The 24168-nt window shown below is 38.1% G+C and carries 22 protein-coding genes and 2 riboswitches; of the genes, 20 read left to right on the top strand and 2 right to left on the bottom strand.

What is annotated here, in order from left to right; genetic code table 11:
• The first annotated feature begins 158 nt into the window (after nucleotides 1-158).
• Nucleotides 159-2846: an aminopeptidase N gene (pepN, locus tag QUD79_RS14445; RefSeq protein ID WP_221435279.1), complete on the top strand. Its 2688-nt coding sequence runs from the start codon at nucleotides 159-161 to the stop codon at nucleotides 2844-2846.
• A 209-nt stretch (nucleotides 2847-3055) separates the two neighbouring features.
• On the opposite strand, the gene QUD79_RS14440 is transcribed toward pepN, so the two are convergent.
• Nucleotides 3056-4447 carry a Na+/H+ antiporter NhaC family protein gene (locus tag QUD79_RS14440; RefSeq protein WP_184426592.1) on the bottom strand — a complete coding sequence of 464 codons (1392 nt, stop codon included), beginning with the start codon at nucleotides 4445-4447 and terminating at the stop codon, nucleotides 3056-3058.
• A gap of 156 nt (nucleotides 4448-4603) precedes the next feature.
• Between QUD79_RS14440 and QUD79_RS14435 the strand changes: the two genes are divergently transcribed.
• On the top strand, nucleotides 4604-4888 hold the full coding sequence (locus QUD79_RS14435; protein WP_184426594.1) for a hypothetical protein: 285 nt from the start codon (nucleotides 4604-4606) through the stop codon (nucleotides 4886-4888).
• On the opposite strand, the gene fliB is transcribed toward QUD79_RS14435, so the two are convergent.
• Nucleotides 4885-6156, bottom strand: coding sequence for a flagellin lysine-N-methylase (gene fliB, locus QUD79_RS14430; RefSeq protein WP_184426597.1), 1272 nt, complete (start codon nucleotides 6154-6156; stop codon nucleotides 4885-4887). The two genes, QUD79_RS14435 and fliB, sit on opposite strands and share 4 nt — an antisense overlap.
• 146 nt (nucleotides 6157-6302) lie before the next feature.
• Nucleotides 6303-6518: riboswitch (cobalamin riboswitch) on the top strand.
• A gap of 134 nt (nucleotides 6519-6652) precedes the next feature.
• On the opposite strand from fliB, the gene QUD79_RS14425 reads away from it, so the two are divergent.
• From QUD79_RS14425 to QUD79_RS14340, 18 genes are all read left to right on the top strand, one after another.
• Nucleotides 6653-7480: an ABC transporter ATP-binding protein gene (locus tag QUD79_RS14425; RefSeq protein ID WP_184426599.1), complete on the top strand. Its 828-nt coding sequence runs from the start codon at nucleotides 6653-6655 to the stop codon at nucleotides 7478-7480.
• A complete protein-coding gene (locus QUD79_RS14420) occupies nucleotides 7470-8459 on the top strand; it encodes a FecCD family ABC transporter permease (protein WP_184426601.1) in 990 nt (329 codons plus the stop codon). Before QUD79_RS14425 ends, QUD79_RS14420 begins: the two co-directional genes overlap by 11 nt.
• On the top strand, nucleotides 8459-9556 hold the full coding sequence (gene cobT / locus QUD79_RS14415; RefSeq protein WP_184426603.1) for a nicotinate-nucleotide--dimethylbenzimidazole phosphoribosyltransferase: 1098 nt from the start codon (nucleotides 8459-8461) through the stop codon (nucleotides 9554-9556). The genes QUD79_RS14420 and cobT overlap by 1 nt, the downstream gene beginning before the upstream one ends.
• Nucleotides 9553-10410: an adenosylcobinamide-GDP ribazoletransferase gene (locus QUD79_RS14410; RefSeq protein WP_221435281.1), complete on the top strand. Its 858-nt coding sequence runs from the start codon at nucleotides 9553-9555 to the stop codon at nucleotides 10408-10410. The genes cobT and QUD79_RS14410 overlap by 4 nt, the downstream gene beginning before the upstream one ends.
• Entirely contained in the window at nucleotides 10410-11072 is a 663-nt protein-coding gene (locus QUD79_RS14405; RefSeq protein WP_184426605.1) for a histidine phosphatase family protein, read from the top strand. The genes QUD79_RS14410 and QUD79_RS14405 overlap by 1 nt, the downstream gene beginning before the upstream one ends.
• A gap of 34 nt (nucleotides 11073-11106) precedes the next feature.
• Entirely contained in the window at nucleotides 11107-11709 is a 603-nt protein-coding gene (gene cobO / locus QUD79_RS14400) for a cob(I)yrinic acid a,c-diamide adenosyltransferase (protein WP_184426607.1), read from the top strand.
• Nucleotides 11710-11714: 5 nt separating this feature from the next.
• Nucleotides 11715-12590, top strand: a complete 876-nt coding sequence (locus QUD79_RS14395; RefSeq protein WP_184426609.1) for a cobalamin-binding protein — start codon at nucleotides 11715-11717, stop codon at nucleotides 12588-12590.
• Between the two features lie 47 nt (nucleotides 12591-12637).
• A riboswitch (cobalamin riboswitch) is annotated at nucleotides 12638-12800 on the top strand.
• Between the two features lie 36 nt (nucleotides 12801-12836).
• Nucleotides 12837-14750: a TonB-dependent receptor domain-containing protein gene (locus QUD79_RS14390; RefSeq protein ID WP_184426611.1), complete on the top strand. Its 1914-nt coding sequence runs from the start codon at nucleotides 12837-12839 to the stop codon at nucleotides 14748-14750.
• A 160-nt stretch (nucleotides 14751-14910) separates the two neighbouring features.
• On the top strand, nucleotides 14911-15435 hold the full coding sequence (locus QUD79_RS14385; protein WP_184426613.1) for a hypothetical protein: 525 nt from the start codon (nucleotides 14911-14913) through the stop codon (nucleotides 15433-15435).
• A gap of 577 nt (nucleotides 15436-16012) precedes the next feature.
• The gene (locus tag QUD79_RS14380; RefSeq protein WP_184426615.1) at nucleotides 16013-16858 is read left to right on the top strand and encodes an FG-GAP repeat domain-containing protein; all 846 of its coding nucleotides are present in this window, start codon (nucleotides 16013-16015) and stop codon (nucleotides 16856-16858) included.
• A 10-nt stretch (nucleotides 16859-16868) separates the two neighbouring features.
• Nucleotides 16869-17774, top strand: coding sequence for an RHS repeat-associated core domain-containing protein (locus QUD79_RS14375; RefSeq protein ID WP_184426623.1), 906 nt, complete (start codon nucleotides 16869-16871; stop codon nucleotides 17772-17774).
• Nucleotides 17775-18211: 437 nt separating this feature from the next.
• Nucleotides 18212-19594, top strand: a complete 1383-nt coding sequence (locus QUD79_RS14370; protein WP_286288804.1) for an IS4 family transposase — start codon at nucleotides 18212-18214, stop codon at nucleotides 19592-19594.
• A gap of 102 nt (nucleotides 19595-19696) precedes the next feature.
• A complete protein-coding gene (locus QUD79_RS14365; protein ID WP_184426774.1) occupies nucleotides 19697-20800 on the top strand; it encodes an RHS repeat-associated core domain-containing protein in 1104 nt (367 codons plus the stop codon).
• Nucleotides 20801-20808: 8 nt separating this feature from the next.
• On the top strand, nucleotides 20809-21135 hold the full coding sequence (locus QUD79_RS14360; RefSeq protein WP_184426772.1) for a hypothetical protein: 327 nt from the start codon (nucleotides 20809-20811) through the stop codon (nucleotides 21133-21135).
• A 78-nt stretch (nucleotides 21136-21213) separates the two neighbouring features.
• Nucleotides 21214-21993, top strand: a complete 780-nt coding sequence (locus tag QUD79_RS14355) for an RHS repeat-associated core domain-containing protein (protein WP_184426786.1) — start codon at nucleotides 21214-21216, stop codon at nucleotides 21991-21993.
• Nucleotides 21994-22542, top strand: coding sequence for a hypothetical protein (locus tag QUD79_RS14350; protein ID WP_184426770.1), 549 nt, complete (start codon nucleotides 21994-21996; stop codon nucleotides 22540-22542). It begins immediately after the preceding gene.
• A gap of 248 nt (nucleotides 22543-22790) precedes the next feature.
• Entirely contained in the window at nucleotides 22791-23690 is a 900-nt protein-coding gene (locus tag QUD79_RS14345) for an RHS repeat-associated core domain-containing protein (protein WP_184426784.1), read from the top strand.
• Nucleotides 23687-24142 (top strand): hypothetical protein, encoded by a 456-nt coding sequence (locus QUD79_RS14340; protein WP_184426768.1) that lies wholly within the window; start codon nucleotides 23687-23689, stop codon nucleotides 24140-24142. The genes QUD79_RS14345 and QUD79_RS14340 overlap by 4 nt, the downstream gene beginning before the upstream one ends.
• Nucleotides 24143-24168: the final 26 nt, after the last annotated feature.

Genomic DNA, 24168 nt, shown 5'->3' with positions numbered 1-24168 from the left:
AAAGTAGATGGGGTTTTCTTTCCAAAAAGGTGAATGTCATTATAAATACGCTAGTTAACCTTCCTTTATCCCAGATAATTATTATTCTATAGTCTATGACCTAGTTGAAGGTCTACAATACTTTCACGCTAATAATTTGCCAAATAATAGGAATTCCTGTGAGATCATCCCTCTTGATGATTATTGTCTCAACTTTCGTGTTGAGCGCCTGTAATCAAGCTAGCAATAGCGACCAAAACAACATAAATAAAGACGTAATTACTGATTCAGAAATACCAACTTTTTCAGTGCGAGCAAATAACGCGCATTTAAGCGAAGCACAAGCCATGCAACGCTCTAAAAGAGTGTCTGATGTTGATTATAAATTAACATTTGAATTAACGGGTGAAGAAAGCTTTAGTGCAACATCTGTTATTAACTTCCAGTTAAACGATGCGTCGTCGCCGTTAACGGTTGACTTGAACGAAGCAAGTATTAATAAATTAACCGTTAATGGTAAAGACGTTACCGCAGATTATAATAACTGGTTTATTACTCTAGCACCTGCAGACTTAAATACAGGTAAGAACTCAGTTGCGGTTAGCTTTACGCGAAAGCATAGTACCAATGGCGAGGGTTTACACCGTTTTGTTGATCCTGTAGACGGTAAAGTCTATTTATATTCTCATTTTGAGCCAGCCGCAGCACAACAAATGTTTGCGTTATTTGATCAACCTGATCTAAAAGCAAATTACCAAATGACGGTAACATCGCCTGCTAACTGGCACGTACTTTCTGCTATGAAAGAAACACGTTCAGAAATTAAAGGGGATAAAAAGGTATGGTACTTTGACCGTACTTTAAAACTTAGCCCTTATAATTTTTCACTACATGCAGGGCCTTATCACAAATGGGAAGATAACACGGGTAAGTACCCACTACGTTTATTTGTTAGGCAGTCGGTAGAACAACAAGTGGTACCACAAGATTGGTTTAACTACACCCACAAAGGTTTGGCTTTTTTTGAAGACTATTATGGGGTTGACTACCCATTTAGAAAATATGACCAAGTATTAGTGCCAGACTTTATTTATGGGGCAATGGAAAATGCTGCGGCAATTACTTTTGGAGAAGGTGGCTTTTTAACCAATGGCGAAATGAGCCAAAGCCAGAAACAACGTTTAGCCAGTGTAATAATGCATGAAATGGCGCATCAATGGTTTGGTAATTTAGTGACCATGAAATGGTGGAATGGTTTATGGTTAAATGAAAGTTTTGCCGCTTTTATGGCGACATTAGCAACTGCAGAAGCAACAGAATTTGATAATGCATGGCGCTCTTTTTATGCGTATGGTAAGCAGTCAGCTTATCGACAAGATCAACAAATAACTACTCACCCAATAGAAGTACCTATTCCGTCTTCAGCAAATGCATTTGACAATATTGACGCGATCACATATTCAAAAGGTGCATCTACACTTAATCAATTACGTCATTTACTGGGCGAAACAACGTTTAGGCGTGGCATTCATAATTATCTCGCTAAAAATGCATACCAAAATGCTGAACTAGACGATTTTATCGAAAGCTTAGCTGACGCCTCAGGTAAAAATTTAGATAACTGGAAGCAAGAGTGGTTATATAAAGCTGGGGTAAATACTATTCAGAGTAACTTTGCGTGTGAAAATGGTAAAATTACTGAATTTAATTTATTACAAACTGCAGATGAAAACTTCCCGACATTACGTGAACAACATGTTCAAGTTGCACTGTTTTCCATTGACAAAAAGGGACTAAATTTAACAGAAAATGTTGCTGTTACTTATCGTGGGAATACCACCAGTGTTGCACCTCTTATTGGTAGTAAGTGCCCTGATCTAGTTTACCCAAATTATCAAGACTGGGGGTTTGTAAAAGTTAATTTAGATGCTAAGTCATTTGAAACAGCAAAAAGTAACTTAAGTAAAGTAGACGACCCATTATTACGTTCAATGCTTTGGCAGGCATTATGGGACAGCGTACGCGACGGTCAATTACCGTTAAACGACTTTATCGATACCGCAATTGCCAATGCCCCGCTTGAAACTGATTACACCATACTTGGGCAAGCGTTATCGCAAATTGCACAAAGTGCCTCGTACATTAAAAATATTTACACTATGGAGCATAGCTATGTGCAAGAGACATTACAAAAGCTTGAAAAAATGGCATGGGACAATACATTAGCCAACATCAATGATACCAATAAGTTGCGTCGTTGGTTTGGGTATTACCAGTCGTTTGCAACGTCTGATAAGGGCATGAACACCTTGGTTGCATTACTTAATGGCGATCAATCGATTGAAAACCTCACCATCAACCAAGATTTACGTTGGGGAATTATTCGTCACTTGAACCGTTATCAGCATCCTCAAGCCTTAGCGTTACTTGAAAAAGAGCAACAAGCTGATAACTCAGATACAGGAATAAAGTCAGCAATTTCTGCACAAGTCATTCGTCCTGATACAGCAACTAAAACCTTATGGCTAGCCAATATACATGCAACTGAAAACCCAATGCCTTATGCAAAACTTCGTGCAGCAATGGGGGCTATGTATCCTTCTGAGCAAACGGCACTTAATGAGCTAACGGCTGATAGCCGAATAGCAATGCTTGCTGAAGTTGATAAAGCACATGATCATGTATTTATGCGAACCTATGCAGGCACTATGATCCCAACAAGCTGTACAACAGAAAGTGTTGCTCGTTTAGAAAAAGCAATAGCTGACAATAAAGACCTTTCTACCGGTACAAAAAGGGCATTGTTAGTTGCTCATCAAAATAACAAGCGTTGTTTAGTGATTAAAAATAAAATATCAATTAAATAAGCGGTTTAACTTAACAAGAATTTATTGATACCACCAAGTAAAGCTCAAAAGCCGTAATGTACATTACGGCTTTTTAATAGAGCAGGAGCACGAGCAATTTAACCTGCGTGGTTTATATAACCTGAGCTCAGGTTATTTAGCCAAATACAAAAAACGCCCATTAGGGCGTTTTTTAGTTGATAGCTGCAGTGTTATTGATGCAATTGTAGTTAAGCACCAATAAACATTAATCCAAAAGCAATGTAGGTAAGGATCGTTAAACCGCCGGCAAATAATGCATAAGGAAGTTGAGTGCGCACATGTTCGAGTAAGTCGCAGCCTGAAGCTACCGCACTCACTGCGGTGGTATCTGAAATAGGAGAACAATGATCGCCAAAGACACCGCCACCGAGTATTGCTGCGAGTAATAAAGGCGCAGGTAAACCAAGGTTAATGACTAAAGGCATACCTATAGGGATAAGTATAGCAAATGTGCCCCAAGATGTTCCCGTAGTGAAAGACATTAAGCCACCGGCTAAAAACAAAACAGCAGGCACTAAAAATAAAGGGAGATTTTCTGCGACTAAACCTGAAATAAAAGTGCCGGTTCCTAGCACCTTCAAGCTTGCGCCTAATGCTAACGACAATAATACAATCATAACTAAAGGTAATAGCTCAGATATGCCTTGAAAACCAATTTCAGTCATTTTTTTATGGGTAAAACGTTTACTTGCCACCATCATAATATAAGCGACTAAACAAGCGAGTGTGGTTGCATAAAGCACAGATTTTGAACCTGAACCTTCAACAAAGTTGCCATTACCCGTGATAAACATAAATGCGACCATTGATACCGATAACGTAATAAGTGGTACTAACATATAGCGAGGCTTGCTTGCCGGCACATCTAACTCTAATTTTTTTGTGCCTTTTTGTTGGTTTAATTCGGCTTGTTTTAATGGGCCATGAGTTTTGTCGGTCCAGCAAGTATAAACTACAATAACTAAGGTGATCAGGGCATAAAAGTTGAGCGGTATCGTTTGAATTAATATTGAAACGGCAGACTCTTCTAATTCATAAGTATTAAGTAACCCAAGCACATAGGCACCCCAGCCATTGAGTAATAATAAAATACAAATGGGCGCGCTGGTACTATCAATAATATAGGCAAGTCGCGCTCTGCTCATGCCAAACTTATCAAATAAGCCGCGTGAAATAATACCGGCCATTAATACACTTAAATTTGACTCAATAAATATGGCAACACCGGTAAAAAAAGCTAAAAAGCGTGAGCGCCTTGCACTACCACTTAATCCTTTATCAATTAATACATTTACCGTAGCGGTTACACCACCAGACTGGCGCATAAAAGCTAGTAGTGCGCCAACGAGAAGCGAGAATACTAAAATTCGGGTATTTCCGTCTGATTGAAATACACTAATAATGCGCTCTACCGTACTAATGCCAAAGCCGGCAAGTGGACTATAAGCCTCGGATGAGCTAAAAAGTATCAGTAACTCTGAGCTGGCAATGGCTAATAGTAACGCCAAAATAACTTCTTTTTTCCACAATACAATGATTATGGCTAGAATAGGGGGGATAATGGAGATCCAATCAGACACAACAACTCCTAATGAGTATTTTTATTATTTTTGAATGAATTAATAATACTGAGCAATTACTTAACGGTTCAAATAATTTACTCACCATGATTTAAGAGCTTGATGATATATGGCTGAAATAAACACTACAACCAAAAGATTAGTTCGAGGTATAGATTGAAAGATAAACTAGAGTGGTATGCTATTAACTTAGGAGATGCCATTTTGGCAACAACTGCTTTGTATGAACTACAAGACCAACTAGATAAGGTGTATCAAGACTCCGATCGTTGTGAGGCAATGCAGGCTTATTATCGATATGAGTCGGGTAATACACATTGTAAGGTAAATGTGTATCTAACAGCTCACTTTCAACAAGCGTTATGTGTTAAAGGTGCATTGCCTTGTATGGCGCCGCTTTACTCAGACTTAACCTTTCTAGCTGGAAATAAAACGCCTTAGTTTAATTTAAGCAAACTAAATATATCGCCTGGACCATCAGTATTTGAGTGTTGTAATTGGATTTCCATGTTTTGAACAAAGTGAGCGTTATGCTGGCGTTTACGTGCATATGTTTGAAATAACTGAATGAGTTTTTCCTGAGTTAGTTCACCTTCTTTTTCAGCGATACCAGCAAGATAGGCGCGCTGCATAAACAAATCTACACTCATAATTTTAAAAAACTGAAATGGGGTTTTGTCTTGGTTATGCATAAATTGGTTATGAAATAAGTAATATAAAATATAATTGATTAAAATATGCTCTTTATCTGCTAAAAAAGCATCTACTTTTTCTTGTCCTGAATTAAATATTTCTAAAAAAAGTTCGACTTCTTTAGCTTTAGGTTGAATTTCCTTACGTTCTTTAATCAGTTCAAAAATAGGTGTTCTTACTTGGTCAAACCTGCTTTGGCTTTCAGAGGCGCTGGGTAGCTCTGCAGATTTCTGATGTAATTTTTCCTCTACATCTAATTTATGATGTTGATTGGCAAACATTACCCACTTAAAACGCTCATTGACTGAAAGGTCTTCAAACATTTTACTGAAAGAGCCATCAGCGGTCATTTCTTCAGCTGTTGCTAAAAACTCTTGTAACCGTTGCGGATTGTCAATGTGTTTTTCACCTTGTTTTAGTGCCATGCCCATTGCAAATAGGCGATGCTCTAATGATATTTGTTCAAATAATACTACCGAAAAACAAAAATCTCTTAGTATTGGCATCCAAGCAGGGAGTGTGTCGCTAGTGTAACCACCTAACACAATATGATTAAGACTTTGTAATGTATCTTCGTGCCTCTTAAAGGTAAATGCAGAAGGGTTTAGTAAAACAGCCTCTGCTGCACTAGGGCAAGATATACTAATACTTGCTTCTACTTGTTCACCAAAGACTAAATAAGACTTTGGATAATTTTGACACGTTTTTGGTAACGCTTGATGACCAATTTGTTTATGTACTTCACACCACCCAGTTGTATCTAAAAATGGGCAATAGCCGTCATCTTTTAATTTGATTTTACCCCAAGTGTTAGTCGATTCACGAGCAAGTGACAAATGCTCATTCGCTAATTGACGAATAATAACGTTTTCATTTTTTTTCAGGTTTTTAAATGCTTTTTTATCAACGTTAATTTCCCAGCTGCGACAACAAGTATCTGTGCATTCAGCACCAACACATTTGAACTCGCTCGAAAAATTTGGGGTCATTATATTGTAAAGCTGTGATGTTGCCATAAGCGTCAAAAACCTGTATTTGTTAAGATAAGTTAATAATAAGCAATAACTACACCATATCAAACTTTGTTATCTCTTACTGTTTAATTACTCATAACAAGTTTAAATTATATGACATTTTAGTGTTTTGTTTAGTGCTTTGTGCTAAACTGCGCGCGTTTTATGGTGCCTAATTTAATAAGAATATGTATTAAATTATTAGGGCTTAAAAGGGAATGTGGTGCGTAAATAATTATTACTCCACAACTGTTCCCGCAACTGTAATTAGAGCTGAGTTAACAACACCACTGGTATCACACCGGGAAGGGTAAGCTTGGGGTATCTCTATAAGTCAGGAAACCTGCCATAAATTATATACAAAGTAACGAAACCGTGCGGGTAACATGGGGATGTATTAAAAGACTCTTAGCTAATATTGTTAGTACTTGATAATAATTAGCTACCTTTCCAATATCTCCTTTCTGCCTCGTACCTCATTTTATTATTGAGATGCAACATGTCTGTAGTGCTAGAAGCAAATAACTTATCGTGGCAAGTTGGTAATAAAGTTATTGTTGAACAAATCAGCTTTTCACTAAAAAAAGGTGAAACGCTAGGTATTGTTGGTCCTAATGGCGCAGGAAAAACCTCACTATTAAAATGTTTATATCGTGAATATATAGTTGAAAAAGGGGAGGTTCGTTTACAGGGTAAAAATATTTGTGAAGTGAGCCGTAATTATATTGCGCAAAAAATTGCGGTTGTCGGTCAGCATCATGATTCTATTTTTGATCTCACCGTTTTTGACGTTGTTCACATGGGCTTACTACCACACAAAGGCTTGTTCGATCGTGATAACAGCGAAGATCTAAAGCTCATTGAGCATGCTTTACAAAAAGTAGATTTACACACTAAAGCTGAACAAGTATTTAAAACGTTGTCAGGGGGCGAACAGCAACGCTGTTTAATTGCTCGAGCCATTGTGCAGCGCTCAGACATATTAATAATGGACGAGCCAACCAATCATCTTGATGTGTTTTATCAACACCAAATTTTATCGCTGGTTAAAAAATTAAAACTTTCATTGGTGATCACTGTGCACGACCTTAACTTAGCTGCGCAATATTGTGACAGACTATTGCTGATGTCTGATGGTAAGTTAAAGGCCATTAACACCCCTGAAAAGGTATTAACTAGCGAGTGTTTGCAGCAAGTCTTTAAATTGAACTGTGTTGTTGACACTAACCCATTTACACAAGCGCCACGCATTACTTTTGCGGGCTTACATCATGATACTGAACATCCTCATTTAGTTACATTAGCAGGTGGACTAAATGAAAACTAAGCTTTCAACACTGTCAGTAAGTCTATTATTGGCAATTATGGTAACGCTTACAATAGTGCTAGCTATGGGGTTTGGTACGGCTGAAGTTGGATTTAAAGCGCTAGGTTATTGCTTAATTGGTGAATGTGAAAAATCAATTTATAGCACTATTTTAATTGATATCCGATTTCCTCGCGTGCTTATGGGGTTTTTAGCTGGTTTTGCACTTGCAGCAGCGGGGGCATTAATGCAAAACGTAACTCGCAACCCGTTGGCTGACCCTTATTTATTTGGCATTGTTGCTGGCGCAGGTTTAGGGGCAACACTTTCAGGGTATTTACCACAAGAATATCAAATATTTACTTTACCTTTGGCTGCTTTTATTGGGGCAATGCTCTCAGTAGGTATCGTTATGATTGTTTTAATGCAAAGCAATTGGCGCAAAATAGAACACTTATTGTTAGCAGGCGTTGCCGTCTCTTTTTTACTGAGTGCTATTACTAGCTTTATTCTTTATTTTGGCGAGGCGTTTGCGAGTAATCGCGTAATTTTTTGGTTAATGGGAAGCTTATCACGTGCCGACTATAGTGCGCTGCAATGGGCTTTCCCCGTAATTGCGGTGTGTTTAACTGTGGCGTTGATATTTTCTCGGCAGTTAGACGCATTATTACTGAGTGACGAAAGCGCTAAAACCCTAGGGGTTAATGTTGACAGGTTAAGATTACTTAGCTTAGTGCTTTGTGCAGCAATGACCGCTGTTATTGTTTCATACTGTGGGGGTATTGGTTTTGTTGGCTTAATGATCCCTCATATTGTACGCCCTTTTATTGGGTTAACCACCGCTAAACTGCTCATTGGGGCAGGCATAGTTGGAGGCTGTTTTTTAATTTGGATCGACGTATTTGCACGCACCATTGTACCTGGCCAAGAAATTCCAATTGGTGTGATAACCTCGGTTATTGGTAGTGTGTTTTTTCTGATGTTGATGAGAAAAATGTAATGATAAATTTTACTATTTCACCACTTGACCTTAGCTACTTACCTGAACTAAAAAATACTGTTGATAATAAAACCAAACCGTTGGGTTCATTAGGACAATTAGAAAGCTTAGCGATACAACTTGGTTTAATTCAAAGTCAGCCTTTACAAAGGGTAGTTGATAAAATTTCACTTCATCAACCTACCATACTGGTGTTTGCTGGCGATCATGGTATTGCAAAACATGGTGTTAGTATTGCGCCTAGCTCAGTAACACGGCAGATGGTATTAAATTTTCTTGCAGGTGGTGCAGCAATAAATTGTTTTTGTCGAATTAATAATATTACATTAAAAATTATTGATGCAGGTATTATTGAAGCGCTCACCACTGATGAAATAGGTGCATGTAAAACATTTTTTTCACAACGTATAGCTGCAGGCACTAATGATTTTACAAAAGAGCCAGCCATGACACTTACACAGGTCAACCAAGGCTTAGCCTATGGTGCCTCAATCGCATTGCAAGAAATATTACAAGGGTGCAATCTCTTAATGCTAGGCGAAATGGGGATAGCCAACACTAGTTCAGCATCTGCTATTATGGCTTTGTTGTTAGATACTCCGTCTGAAATTTGTGTCGGACAAGGCACAGGTATTACCTCTGACCAACTATTGCTTAAGCAACAATTGGTCAAGCAAGCGATAACACGAGTCACTAATAAACATGCGAAAGAGCATGTGTTACCCATTACTAAATTGTCGCCACAGCAAGTTATGGCTGAAGTGGGTGGATTCGAAATAGTACAAATGGTTGGGGCTATTTTAGCAAGCGCACAAGCGCAAACACCGGTATTAATTGATGGCTTTATTGTTAGTGTGGCGGCATTAATTGCAGTAAGTATGCACACTCATACCAAAGATTATTTAATATTTTCCCATCAGTCTGATGAACAAGCCCATCAATTAATATTAGCTCAATTAGACGCCAAACCTTTACTTAATTTAGCGCTGAGATTAGGTGAAGGAACGGGCGCAGCACTAGCATTGCCTTTGCTAACTGCAGCAGTGAGTTTTTATAATGATATGGCAAGCTTTGAAAGTGCAGGGGTGACGGTGTGACCTTCCCTTCCTTAAATGGGCTTATCAAACGCAGTATCGGCGAATGGCAGCTTTTTTGTTTGTCAGTGATGTTTTTTACCCGCTTCCCTGTGCCGCAGTCAACACCTTATTCAGAAGCATTAATGAATAAGTCTAATCGTTACTTTCCATTAGTAGGCTTTTTGTTAGCACTGTTGCTTTGTGTTCTTTACGTTATCTTTAATGCCATTTTACCGCTTGATGTTACTGTGGTTTTAATTGTTATTGCTTCTTTACTATTTACCGGTGCATTTCATGAGGATGGTTTAGCCGATATGGCAGACGGTATTGGTGGAGGGTTAACGGTTGAACGACGCTTATCTATTATGAAAGACAGTCGTATTGGCACTTATGGAACCGTTTCTTTGGTACTTTCGTTGTTACTAAAGTTTGTTTTATTACTAGCACTTGCCGAGCATCAGCTTTTTATTCCTAGTTTACTTATTGCTTACACTGTTTCGCGCGCTTTAGCTGCGACAATTATTGTGAATACCAACTACGTAACTGATGACAGTGAAAGTAAAAGCAAACCTTTAGCAAGTCAGCAAAGTGCCACTGAATTACTTTTTGTTATTGCTAGTGGTTTATTAACGTTGTTAATGTTAATTAATGAGCCTTGGTTTTTTACCTTTTTAATAAGTTTAGTTGCTGTTTTAGTCTTATTTCGCTTTTTCTTTAGGCATTGGTTAATAAAACGCATTGGAGGCTTTACGGGTGACTGTTTAGGAGCGGGGCAGCAAATGAGTGAGTTATTAATTTATCTTACTTTATTAGCGGTATATCAGGCTTATTTGAGTGAAAAACTTCCTCTACTCAGTTCGTTGGTGGAGTTTTAATGACACACAATATTTACTTATTACGTCATGGGAAAGTATCAGGGAAAGCTGCGCTATATGGCGTTACTGATGTAGATGTATTGCCCGAAGTTAATCTGGCAATAAGCCACGATCTTAACAGCGGAAAGTTAGCATTTGAACATGTTTTTAGCTCACCTTTAAAGCGTTGTAAATCTCTTGCTCGATGTATTTATTCATTGAATATTCAAGCCGATAGCTCAGAGCTTTTAAACGATGTTAACTTAATTGATGGCCTACAAGAAATGAACTTTGGCATATTTGATGGTGTAGACTTTGATGAAATATATCAAAATAAACTACAGTGGCAAATGCTAGAAAAATTTTGGCAAGCGCCAAGCGAAAATACACTGCCGCAGGCCGAACCCATTAGCGCTTTCTATCAACGAGTTGAAAAGGCATGGCGACATATTTGTAACAAAATTCAAGCGCAGAAAATACCTGATCAGGCCGTTGAAAATAATTCGTTAATTGTTTGCCATGGTGGCGTTATTCGTATGATTCTAGCGAATATTTTAAAAGAAAATATACACCAAGTAGGGTGGTATCAACGCTATAGTATTCCTTATGGTAGCTTGACGCACTTAACGCTTTCGCAGGGGCAAGTTTTTATAAAAAATATAGCAGTGCCCTATTCGCATTAGCAATTGAAATTACAATCACAACATTGAGATGATTATGACTGAAATAGATAAAGCACAGAAACATCAACAAAGACAGCAAAAACTAAAAGAAAAAGTAGATGAACGCATCGCTAATGCGACTAACGATAAAGGCTTACTTTTAGTGATCACCGGTAATGGTAAAGGCAAATCTACCTCAGGTTTTGGCATGGTAACACGCTCGGTTGGGCATGGCTTAAAAGCAGCTGTTTGTCAGTTTATTAAAGGTACTTGGGAGTGCGGTGAGCGTAATTTATTAGAAAGTCATGGCGTACCTTTTTATGTGATGAAAACGGGGTTTACGTGGGAAACTCAAAATAAAGAAACAGATATAGCGGCTGCAGAATTAGTGTGGCAAGAAGCGAAAAAGTTATTATCAGATAAAACAATTAACACTGTAATGTTAGATGAATTAACTTACATGCTGACTTATCGTTATTTAGATATTGATGAAGTACTTGAAACCCTTGCTAATCGTCCAGAAGGGCAACACGTTATTGTTACTGGTCGCGCTTGTCACCGTCGTTTAATTGAAATGGCAGACACTGTTTCTGAGGTGCAATCAATTAAACACGCATTTGATAACGGCATACAAGTACAAAAAGGCATTGACTGGTAACGCTTATGGATTTGTATATTAAAAAAGCTGTTAAAGGTTTGTTGATATCGCTTAGTTTTGCTCTGTTATCAACTACACAGGTAATAGCTGATGAAATAGAACAGCCGCAATCAAAACCTAAAATTATTGCATTAGCCCCTCATATTGTTGAAATGTTATTCGAGATTGGCGCGGGTGATCTAATTATTGGTACGACAGATTATGCTGACTTTCCCGAACAGGCGAAAGCTATCCCTCGCGTTGGAAATTATACTAAATTAAGTATCGAACAAATATTATCGCTAGCCCCTGACATAGTTATTGCATGGCGTACGGGAAATCCAAGTGATGATTTGGCCAGGCTTAAAAAAATGGGCGTTAATATAGTTTATTCAAACCCAACCTTACTAGAAGATGTTGGTAAGGAAATTGCCACCTTCGCTATGCTTGTTGGTAAAGAAGAACAGGGTAAAAAAATTGGTCAAGCTTTCTCAACAAGATTAGCAAAAATTAAAGCTCAGTATAAAGATAAACAACCAATAACTATTTTTTATGAGCTGTGGTCACGCCCATTAACTACGGTGGCAAATCACTCGTGGCTTCAGCAACAATTAGACATTTGTAAAGCAAGTAACCCGTTTATCGATAGTGCAACAGACTATCCACAAGTCAGTGTGGAGCAAGTAGTGCTAAGTGCACCTGAAATCATTATTCAGCCAACAGGTAGTGGGCACAATAATGCCGATACGGTTAATTGGCAGCAATGGCCAACTATTCCTGCGGTTAAAAATAACGCATTTTTAACTCCTAATGCCGATAAAATGCATCGCATGTCATCACGCGTATTAGATGAATTAACTTTATTATGCCAACAAATTGATAGCCGTAGAGTGAGTGGTTAAACGTTTGTGGCGTAAGCTAACTGGCCTATTTTTCCACTTTGGAAAGTTAGGATATTACGAGTTTAGGTGCTTTGAAGCTTTACTAATATAAAAGCTAATCTAAGCAATTAGGGAAATAAGTGAAACTCTTATACTGCCCCCGCAACGGTAAATTAGTGATGTGAAATATCATTAATAAGTCCGGAGACCGACCTAAACTCTTCATTTTGTTTTACTAATACGGGTGGTATTAGTAGCGAGGAGATTATGAAAAAATCATTATTGTCGGCGTCTATAATAGCGTCATTAACTTTAGCAACATCAACAACATTTATTGCCAAAGCTAATCAAGGTACACAAATAAATTCGCAACTAGATAAAAACGTCGATGTAGAAGAACACGTTTTAGTGACTGCAAATCGTAGTCAACAAGATCGCTTTTCTGCATTATCGTCAAACGTTGTTATTACACAATATGAAATAGAAGCGATGCAAGTAACAAGTGTGGGTGATATTTTAAAGCGTGTTGCAGGTATATATGTTGCCAATCAAGGTGACTCAGGGCAAATATCATCAATTTTTACCCGTGGTACTAATAGCAATCATACCTTAGTTATTATAGACGGCGTTCGCGTAAACTCGGCTACAACAGGAGCTACTAATCTTTCTGCTATTTCAGTACAGCAAATAGATCGTATTGAAGTGGTTAAAGGTCCTAGAGCTGCACTTTGGGGCTCTGACGCTATTGGTGGTGTAATTCAAATCTTTACTAAACAATACCAGCAGGGCAACGGCTATGTTTCAGCTGGCTTTGGTAGTAATGATTATTACCAAGCTTCTGCATCGTTAGGCTTAGGTAATGAGGACCATAACTACACTGTTAACGTCTCTACTGAAAAATCAGATGGTTTTAATGCATACACAACCGATCCAGATAATCCTTATGATATTGATGAACCAGATGATGACGGCTATAAGCGAGAGTCAATTTCATTAATTGGTAAAAGCGTGCTATCTAATGAGTTTTCAGTGAACCTTGTTGGTCGATATGAAAAAACGTTTAGCGAATTTGACAGCGCTTATGGCGGTTTTCCTAGTTTAAACGAGCAAAACGCTGATAATTATCATATTAAAGCGGGAAGCTTGTATCGCACACAAGACTTTTCATTAGCGTTTTCATTAGCTAAAAGCCAAGACCAAGGAGCAAGGTTTGGTAATGGGATTAAAGAACGTGACGCTGAAGCTCTAACAACTAAACGAGACCAAGCATCGTTAGTGGGTCATTATAGCTTAGCAAAACTAACCGGCCTTACAGCTGGTGTTGATTGGTACCAAGAAGAAGTATCTGCGAATTATGATCTGAGTGCTTGGGACGAAGGTCATCAACAATATGATCAAAAGTCGCGTGAGGTACAAGCGGTATTTTTACAATTAAATCATCAAGAAAATGATTGGTTATTTGAAGCAGCTACACGATATGACGATATCGAAAATTTGGGTAATAAAACTACCTATAACCTTTCGGTTGGCTACCAATTAGCGAATAATTGGCTAATAAGCTTTAACCGTGGAACAGGCTTTAAAGCGCCTACATTTAACGACTTGTACTGGCCTGGTTCAGGTAACCCCGAGTTAGCACCAGAGCATTCGTTAACTCACGAGATTTTATTACGTAATCAAGCATCTAATTACACATTTGAGTTAAGTGTATTTGATACTGATGTTGATGATCTTATTGCGTGGAATAGCGCAGCATATCGTAGTGAAAATATAGAAAAAGCAACCATGAAAGGTGCTGATGCTAATGTTACCTTAAACTTAGGTAACTTTAGTCACAGCTTAGGTCTTGCTTATGTTGATGCTAAAAATGTCTCACAAAATGTTAAACTTGCTCGCCGTCCAGAGTGGAATGCTAACTACGCGATTAACTACCAATTAGAAGACTGGCAATTAGGTACGGTTTTAAGTTACCGCGGCGAAAGTGAAGAAGCTGTTTATGGCGCGGGCAATGTTAAATTAAGCAGTTACTGGTTAGCAGATATTACTGCGGTTTACCAAGTAACAAACAACGTTACGATAAATGCTAAAGTTGCAAACTTGTTTGATAAAAAATACCAATCAGCGTTAAATTATATTTCAGATGGTGTGAACTACAGATTAAGTGTTAGCTACATATTTTAATTCAGCTTAAGTATACTTAATTATTGTTGAAAAGGCGTTGCTCAGTTACTATGAGCAGCGCTTTTTTATGTGTATATGCATAAGCATGCCATGCAAGGTGCAACTTCAGAATGCCTGATGCAATTATAATTAAAGTGTATTTTTTAAAGGGAAGTATTACGTGATCAATAAGAAACTACTATCATCTTTTTTAAACTTTAGTCAGCAGCAAAAACCAGCCCCTAGTTTTATCCTATTATATGTTTTTACGTGGTTAATATGGCATAACCAAATTTTTACAGCATTTTTTAGCCAAACAGGCGATGTTATTGATCGACTTATGGCGGCTTATCAATCAGTTGAAGAAAATCAATACATGCTTGTGCTATTTTTGGCACTGTTATTTCTAGTGATACGTTTAGGTTATAATTATATTGTTTTTAAATCACAGCAATTAGTGATGAGTGTCGACGATGAAGAATTACTCGTTAGAGGCGATCAACTTGCACAGGAAAACGATGATATAAAAGCGTTAATGACAACGCTTACTAATACCCAAGCCCAGCTAAAACGTGCTCAAGAGAGAGAAAAACAAGCAATAACAGAAAAAAATAACACAATCGCTAAATTATTAGCTACACAAGCTGAGCTCGAAGAAGCGTTAGCTGATAACCAACTGTTAGCCCAACAAGCAATTATCAAGTGAGCCTAGCGCTCAAGGTGAAAATAGTAAAAAGCCAGTTACGTTTGTAACTGGCCTTGTTGTTTTTTAGCTAAAACCCATAATAAAACAATAAGTTTTTACAACATTAATGAGCTTTTGTTGCTAATGCTTTATTGGCATCTCGTAAGCGTTTAGCACGTGCTTTTTCTGTTTTTAATTTTGCTGCTTTCAAAATTATAAATTTACAGCCCTTTATAATAAGAGGCTGTAGAGTAATTAAATAGAAATTTTTAGATTTGCCCTAATCAATGTCTGTTACTGGGTCTTTTGTTCAATTTTATAGTTGGGTTGAAACCAAATGGTGCAGTATTTTATCAAGTAAATAGAAAACACCAATGCATATATGTTTTTTTGACTGTATTACTACTATATGAATTCCCAGACTTTACTAAAATTTTTGCAATATAGAAAAAGCATGCCTCCGTAATTGAAACAAAAGATTTACATTTAGTAACACTTACAATACACTCCTGTCGCAAGTTATTCAGGGATGAAGTTTACTAATGAAATGGCATGAGGCCTTTTATGCTTTTTATCCCTACGATTTTATAGGTTTAGGATGAATAAAAAGCAATTCCTAGGTAAAGTATTTTTTCTTTTTATATTAATTTTTACTTTCTCAGCATATTCACAAGAAGCGGTTAAATGGGATGATGAAACCTATATTTCCTACTTTGGCGACTTTAATGGTGATCAAGTTAGTGATGTTTTATTACTCCCGTTAGAAGAGACATTAGCACCTAAGCTAGTCCTGGGGACTGAAGGTGGACTAAAATATTCTTCAGTTAATCAACTCATACTTACAAGTCATATAAATAATCAAACCGTCGTTGCTGAATTAGTAGAGATTGTTGTTGCCGATTATACCAACGATGGCTTTAGTGACTTATTAATTGCCTTTAAAGAATATAACAACGCATTCTTGGTTGCAGGGTCAGTTAATGGTTTAAATTTTGCCGACCCTATTAAGCTCTATTCCAACAATGAACTTTCTGTATTCGACATTGGTAACTTTTCTTTTTATGCAGGTAATTTCAATGGAGATGAATACTTAGACCTACTTGCTATTTCTGATAATAGTAAACACCATAAAGTATTTCATGGTAAAGAAGGTGTTAATTTTGAGTTGGTTCAATCTAAAAAAAATCATTTTAAATGGAAGAATAAAGCCAAAACCAAAGTACGTATTGCTGACATAAACGGTGATGGAAAAGACGATATTATTGCCTCAAGTCGAAAAAAAGGGATCACACATTACGTTTCATTTGCTAATAAAAAAGGTAAGCTCAAAAAGTCAAAAAAATTAAAAGCTAAGCTGCTCAATAAAGAGTGGAACAGCGATGACTTTGGGTTAACAGTTAATGACGCTAATGGTGATGGTACCCTAGATATTGTAAAAAGTTAGGACACCCAATATTATTGCTAGTGGTACCTTAATTAATCGTTATGTTCATGGCACTGCAGCAGACGACCCCGTAGTTTGGTATCAAGGGGCTGGCACCGCTAATAAACATTACCTACTGGCCGACGAGCGCGGCTCTATTATTGCAGAAACCAATAGTGCAGGTAATATAACAGCTAGCCATCAATATGGCCCTTATGGCGAGCCGATAAACCAAAGCGCATCACGCTTTAGGTACACTGGGCAAATACTATTACCCGGCACCGAGCTTTATTACTACAAAGCACGGATTTATCATCCAAAGTTAGGTCGTTTTATGCAGACCGATCCTATTGGCTATAAGGATGGGATGAACTGGTATGCTTATGTGGGGAATGATCCTGTTAATATGGCAGACCCAACAGGTGAATTTGGTATATTTGGCGCATTAATTGGTGGTGCTTTCGGCGCAGTATCTTCTATTGCTGTACAAGCGTTTACAGGAGATAAAAAGATAAATTGGTCAACAGTGGGCGCAGCAACTCTAACTGGCGCTGCGGTTGGGGCAACAGGCGGATTAGCGGGAGCAGCCGTTGCTAAAATTGGACTACAGGGAGCTGAAGCTGCCGCAACTGTATTGATTCCATCGTCTGGTGTAGCGGCAGTTGGTGGTGCCGCTACACAAATGGTTGAAAATGTCGCTAATGGCGATCCCATTGATCAAGGTGTTGCAAAAGCAGCCGGAGTAAGTGCTGGAGGAACTGTAATTGGTGGTGTTGCTGGTGAGAAAGCTGTTAAGGCATTAACAAGTTCTAGCTCTTTAGGGCCAGCAGGTACTTTAGCTGGAGGTAAGGTAACTGCCGAAGCTATAGTTACAGGAACTCAAGAATCAATAAATCAGGCTGCATCGAATACTTGTATTGGTGATAATTGTAACTAGATTTGCATTCTTACATTAAAGTAAATATTAAAAAATATTGGAATAAATTAAATGAACCTATATGTAGAAAGCTTAAAAAAAGGTTTTAAGAACGGGACCTTGTTGCTTCTGGTTTACGTGGCCTTTGCGGTTTTTGTCAATATTTTAAGCGGGAACAATGGTGTGGATTTTTTGTTTAGTATAGATTTCTATATAAATATGTTAACAAATCCACTAATTGTTGGGGTGTTTATAATATTGGTCATTGTGTTTTCGATTATCTCTCTGGTTAAATTGAAGAAAAGTGATTAAATACAATGTAACCTTTTTGAATCCAAAGCCTCGCTAGTCGCTGTCTTTCCTACACAAATCCCTCGATAAAAATCGAGGGATTTTTTTATGAACTTATTGTACAGAACGTGATCTGATCCATTTATTCAGTGATGAGGTGGATTTCTATGTTTACAACAAGTTCAGAGCAATGGGCAGAAGAAACATTTTTACATGCAAAATTGGGCGATACCCGCAGAGCTAAACGACTTGTTGTGTTAGCCTCTAATCTTTCCAACAAGTTAGGGCAATCACTCGTGCAATCATCTACGTCCACAGCCGATATTGAAGCGGCCTATCGTTTTACTCGTAATAAAGCTATTGATGCTCAAGCTATAGCTGAGGCTGGCTTTAAGGCAACAGCAGCAAAAGTTAAAGATTATGATTGCCTACTTGCTTTAGAAGACACCACATCACTTGAATTTAAACATCAAACGATTCGCGATGAAATGGGGCATACCACTTCGAATAAGCGTTCGCGTGGCATGCATGCTCATTCCGTATTGCTATTTGCCCCTGAGCAGCAGCATGTTGTTGGTCTGATTGAGCAAAAACGATGGACACGAGACGTCAGTTTGTACGGCCAAAATAATCGCCATGCCAGCCGAGCGTACGAAGACAAAGAAAGCTATAAGTGGGAGCAAGCATCAGAAGCGATGACTCCCCGTCTAGGTTCAACAATGAATAAGGTAATTTCAGTGTGTGATAGAGAGTCAGATATTATTGAATACCTGACTTATAAAACAGCGAGGCAGCAACGTTTTGTCGTGCGCTCAATGCAGAGTCGTTGCATTGAACAAAGTGAAAATAAACTTTATCAATATAGTGAGTCGTTAAAATCAGCAGGTCAACGTATTGTTTCGGTGAGGCAAAAAGGCGGACGCAAAGCGCGGGAGGCTTCTTGTCAAATACGTTATGCCAAAGTTGATGTAAAAATGCCAGCGAATAAAAAAGGCGCTTCGGTATCTCTCTATTATGTGGGTTGTCAGGAAGAAAACAATGACCAAGGATTAAGTTGGCACCTGTTAACATCTGAGCCTGTGACGTGCAAAGAGGAAGCCGAAAAAGTATTGACCTACTATGAAAAACGCTGGTTAATTGAAGAGTTCCACAAAGCGTGGAAAAGCGGCGGTACTCAAGTAGAAGATTTACGTATGCAAAGTAAAGACAATTTAGAAAAGGTGATTGTGATATTAGCGTTTATTGCCGCACGCCTTCATCAACTTCGTTACCTTGGCCTTAATAAGAAAGAAGCAGAAAAGCATAGTTGTGAAACGGTTTTAAGTCCGTTAGCGTGGAAGTTGCTATGGACAAAACGAGAAAAATCAAAACCACCGACAACGGCACCAAGCCTTTATTGGGCTTACATTAACCTTGGGAAGTTAGCGGGTTGGCACGATTCAAAACGTAATGGCCGTGTCGGGTGGGAGCGATTATGGGAAGGATGGTTTAAATTGCAAACCATCCTTGAAGGCTATGAATTAGCCCAATCTCTTGATCTGAAAATGTGATCAAGAGACAGCGCTAGTCGGGGCTAGGATTCAACAATCGAGATCAATATGATTTGCTCTCAATCCAAAGCCAGCGGAAGCTGGTTTTGTTTTTTGGGGTCAATGAAAATAGTCGTTTGGTGCCAAATTCAATTGGGTGATTTGCTCTGGCGAAAATCCGTGCCGAAGAAGTTCAAAATCTTTCATCTGCAAAAAAAGTTAGGACACCCAACATTATTGCTAGAAAGTTTAAAAGTTAGGACACCCAACATTATTGCTAGTGGTACCTTAATTAATCGTTATGTTCATAGTTTAAAAGTTAGGACACCCAACATTATTGCTAGTGGTACCTTAATTAATCGTTATGTTCATGGCATTGCAGCAGACGATCCGGTAGTTTGGTATCAAGGGGCTGGTATCGCTAATAAGCATTATCTACTGGCCGACGAGCGTGGCTCTATTATTGCAGAAACTAATAGCGCAGGTAATATAACAGCAAGCCATCAATATGGCCCTTATGGCGAGCCGATAAACCAAAGCGCATCACGCTTTAGGTACACTGGGCAAATACTATTACCCGGCACCGAGCTTTATTACTACAAAGCACGGATTTATCATCCAAAACTAGGTCGTTTCATGCAAACCGACCCCATTGGTTATGAAGATGGTATGAACTGGTATGCTTATGTTGGGAATGACCCTGTTAATGGGACTGATCCAACAGGTATGGCATCAGAAGACTTCGGTTTTAAAGGGAATACAGATGCAGCAATGGCTAAAGTGACGGAAGTGGCTAATAAAATAGATACAGTTGTTAACGATGGGGTTTCGGCTATATCAGATGCTGCAAGCGGTTTAAGTGATAGAGTATCCGTTTCTTCACAAGGGTCTGCAGGAGTCGGTTTAGGTGCTACGGCGTCTGCTGAAGTTGACTCTCAGACAATGCAAGGGGACGGGCTTAAGGTTGAAGCTGGTCTAACCGGTACAGCCTACGGCGCTTCTGTTGGATTAACAGCTAATGTCACAATTATTAAACCTGATTCAACAGCTACTGGGCCAACTTCAAGCACTACAATTATGGGCGGTGCAGGGTTAGGTGGCGGAGTATCAGTTCAATGGACTCCTTCAATTGGGGTTACAGTTCATGCGGGACCTGTTACTGGGTTTAGTGTGAATTCTAAAGTTGCGGGTGTTGGTACCAGAATTGGTGGAAACGGTAAAAAGTAGGATTTTAAATGATGAAAATAATATGGGTGGCGACAGCATTGAGTCTATTTCCTTTAACTATATGGTATTACGCTTTATTTAAAAAAACTTTATCTCACTTGGAGAAAAGACACCCTGAAATATGGAGGTCCTTAGGTGAAATTGGGTTTGTGAAAAATAATAACATTATAAATTCAAATAAATTTATTATGTTCTTATTACGTAAAGAATATAAAGCTTTAGATGATTCAAATTTAAATAAAGACGCAACCTTATGTCGAGTTTTGTTAATTTCTGGATTTATATTGGCCACTATAGCTTTTGTGACGCCCATAATCATAGGAAAATATAGCTAGGCTATAAATCGTTCTTTAATCAATAGGGGCAGAGTAGATTGATTTTATAAACACGGTGAAAAAGTTAGGACACCCAACATTATTGCTAGTGGTACCTTAATTAATCGTTATGTTCATGGCATTGCAGCAGACGACCCGGTAGTTTGGTATCAAGGGGCTGGCACCGCTAATAAGCATTATCTACTGGCCGATGAGCGCGGCTCTATTATTGCAGAAACCAATAGAGTAGGTAATATAACAGCAAGCCATCAATATGGCCCTTATGGCGAGCCGATAAACCAAAGTGATTCACGTTTTAGGTACACTGGGCAAATACTATTACCCGGCACCGAGCTTTATTACTACAAAGCACGGATTTATCATCCAAAGTTAGGCAGATTCTTGCAAACTGACCCTATTGGTTACGATGATGGTATGAACATGTATGCTTATGTGGGGAATGATCCTGTTAATATGCTTGACCCTACTGGTAAGACAGGTGTTGAAATCGAAAAAGTCATAATGGATACCAAGCTAATTGAGAATGATGGTGATTATGAAGCTGCCAATACTGAAACTAATCAGGAATTAGATAAAGTAGCTGACGCAATGGCTACAGGTTTTGAAATTGTTTCGGCAGTCGCTTCGACAGTAGTTATTGCTGAAAAAACCGCAGAACTTACAATATCTGCCGTGAAAGAAGAAATTATAGCTGTAGCTGTTTCTGCCGCAGCAGCTATTGCAACTGGTGAAGACATAGATATTGGTAAGAAAAAATTGAGTGGCGGAAGGAGTATTCGAAATAGAATAGAAAAGGGTGCTCCTAATACAGATCAAGTAAAATTATCTTCAATGCTACAAAAACCAAGAGGCAAATAAATGCATAAAAGAATACAATTTAACATGGTTTTTAGATTAATCATGTTGTTACTTGCCTGTTTAATTGTTGCTGGAATCGTTATAACTATATTCGATTCGTGGGTTAGCGGAGTAATTAGCTTTATTCTGCTAATTTTTATAATTAACCAAATCTTTTTGTTAAAAAAAAGAAGGTTAATGTTGAGTTGGGTTAAAGAGCTGATAGAAAAGAGTCAAAAGCTAAACGGAGTAAGTGTTTATGATTCAAATCAGAATAAAAACTGGAAGCTTGGCTCTATAATTTTTAAAAAAAAACAGCAAGCGGTTAAAGTTCAATATACAGAACAAGGTGTTGAAGTGTTTTTTAGCGGTCTTCCTAAGCTTGGGGTGAGGCTTCTAGAATGGGATATAGTTAGCAATATGGTAATTATTGAACTGGAAGATTTATCATCTCCTTCAAAAACTGCTGAGATTTATTTTAATGACATTCAAGACTGTTGCTACTTACCATGGGATGAAAGGTTTGAGGAGTTCATCCCCGATTCTGTTGGTTTGAACATAGATAAATAGGAAATTTAAATTGTGAATACTTTATTAGGTACAATTTTTTTGCTTGTAGCGTTTTTTATACAGGCCAAATTTAGCTATACACTAGGTTCCGGGATTTTTATTCTAATATCACTGGTATTCTTTTTCTCTTCTAAAAAGAAAAAAAATCATAGTACCGCTAACTCGGAAGTTTTCGACTCTGACAGTGGGTCTTCTGGTGGTGAGTAGGTTCATTTGAATCCAAAGCCTCGCTAGTGAAGTGACCCTCAATAGTCGGGGCTTTAATCTCCACAAACAATAATAACTACAAATTAGGACTAGTTGTATGGAGAAAAGTTAGGACACCCAACATTATTGCTAGTGGTACCTTAATTAATCGCTACGTTCATGGCATTGCAGCAGACGACCCAGTAGTTTGGTATAAAGGTGCTGGCACCGCTAATAAGCATTATCTACTGGCCGACGAGCGCGGCTCTATTATTGCAGAAACCAATAGTGCAGGTAATATAACAGCAAGCCATCAATATGGCCCTTATGGCGAGCCGATAAACCAAAGTGATTCACGTTTTAGGTACACAGGGCAAATATTATTACCCGGCACCGAGCTTTATTACTACAAAGCACGGATTTATCATCCAAAGTTAGGCAGATTCTTGCAAACTGACCCTATTGGTTACGATGATGGTATGAACATGTATGCTTATGTGGGGAATGATCCTGTTAATTTAGTTGATCCTAGTGGTGAAGGTGCTTTAGCTACATGCTTAGCTGGTCCTGTAGCTTGCGTGGTTGGTGTCAGCTTGACAGTGTATGGTGCCTATAAATATGTTGATAAAGGAAAAAAGGTTGTTGATGACGGTCAAAAAGTAAGAAATACACGAAGAGGTGAGAAAGCCAGCCAATATTATGAAGCTCTTAGTGCGAAAGCTAGAGGAGAAAATATAACGGCAGAAGAAATCAATAAAAAAGGTAAAGAAATGGGTAAAGCAACTCAAGAATTTGCTGACGCTGCAAAAGATTTTGCTAAATCTGCCTCTGATGCTGTGCCACACACAACAATGACAGGATTGGGTCCCACATCTGTTAGAGATATTAAAGTCAACGGAGTTGTAGAAGTTTCTGGGAGAATTGAGTCATTAAAATTAAAAGAGCAGGATAAGCAAAAATGATAAAGAACAAAATTATTGTGGTTTTAGTCTTCGGTATACTTTTTGCGAGCTATTTCTACCTTGATGATGCACCTTCAATTTATTTTTATGTCAAAAATGGAACTGAGTTTAAAGGAGAAGATATAAACTTAAAAATTAGTAGTGATTTTTACTTTATAGAAAATGATAATGAAAGTAGTAGTTACTTGCTTGTCTCAAGATCACTTAATAAAAATACTCCTATAGTCGTATTTTTAGAAGGAAAGTTTGATTTCGATGAACTTGAAAAAAAAAATCTTATCGTATTTGAAAAAGAAATTCTAAAGAACTGTTACTTATACAGTTCTCCATCCTCTGATGAATTTTTAATCAAAGATACCAAGCACAATGTATTTTTCAGTATTACTAGAGAGTACACAGATGCTAAAAGTTTACAGACAGTTTGCGGTACTATTGAAGTGGATAAAAATTAGTAAAAGTTAAAAGTTAGGACACCCAA

Source organism: Thalassotalea piscium (assembly GCF_030295935.1).
GTDB classification, from domain to species: Bacteria; Pseudomonadota; Gammaproteobacteria; order Enterobacterales; family Alteromonadaceae; genus Thalassotalea_B; species Thalassotalea_B piscium.
Note: the sequence above shows the minus strand (reverse complement) of the source record. Positions and strands in the feature narration are given on the sequence as shown.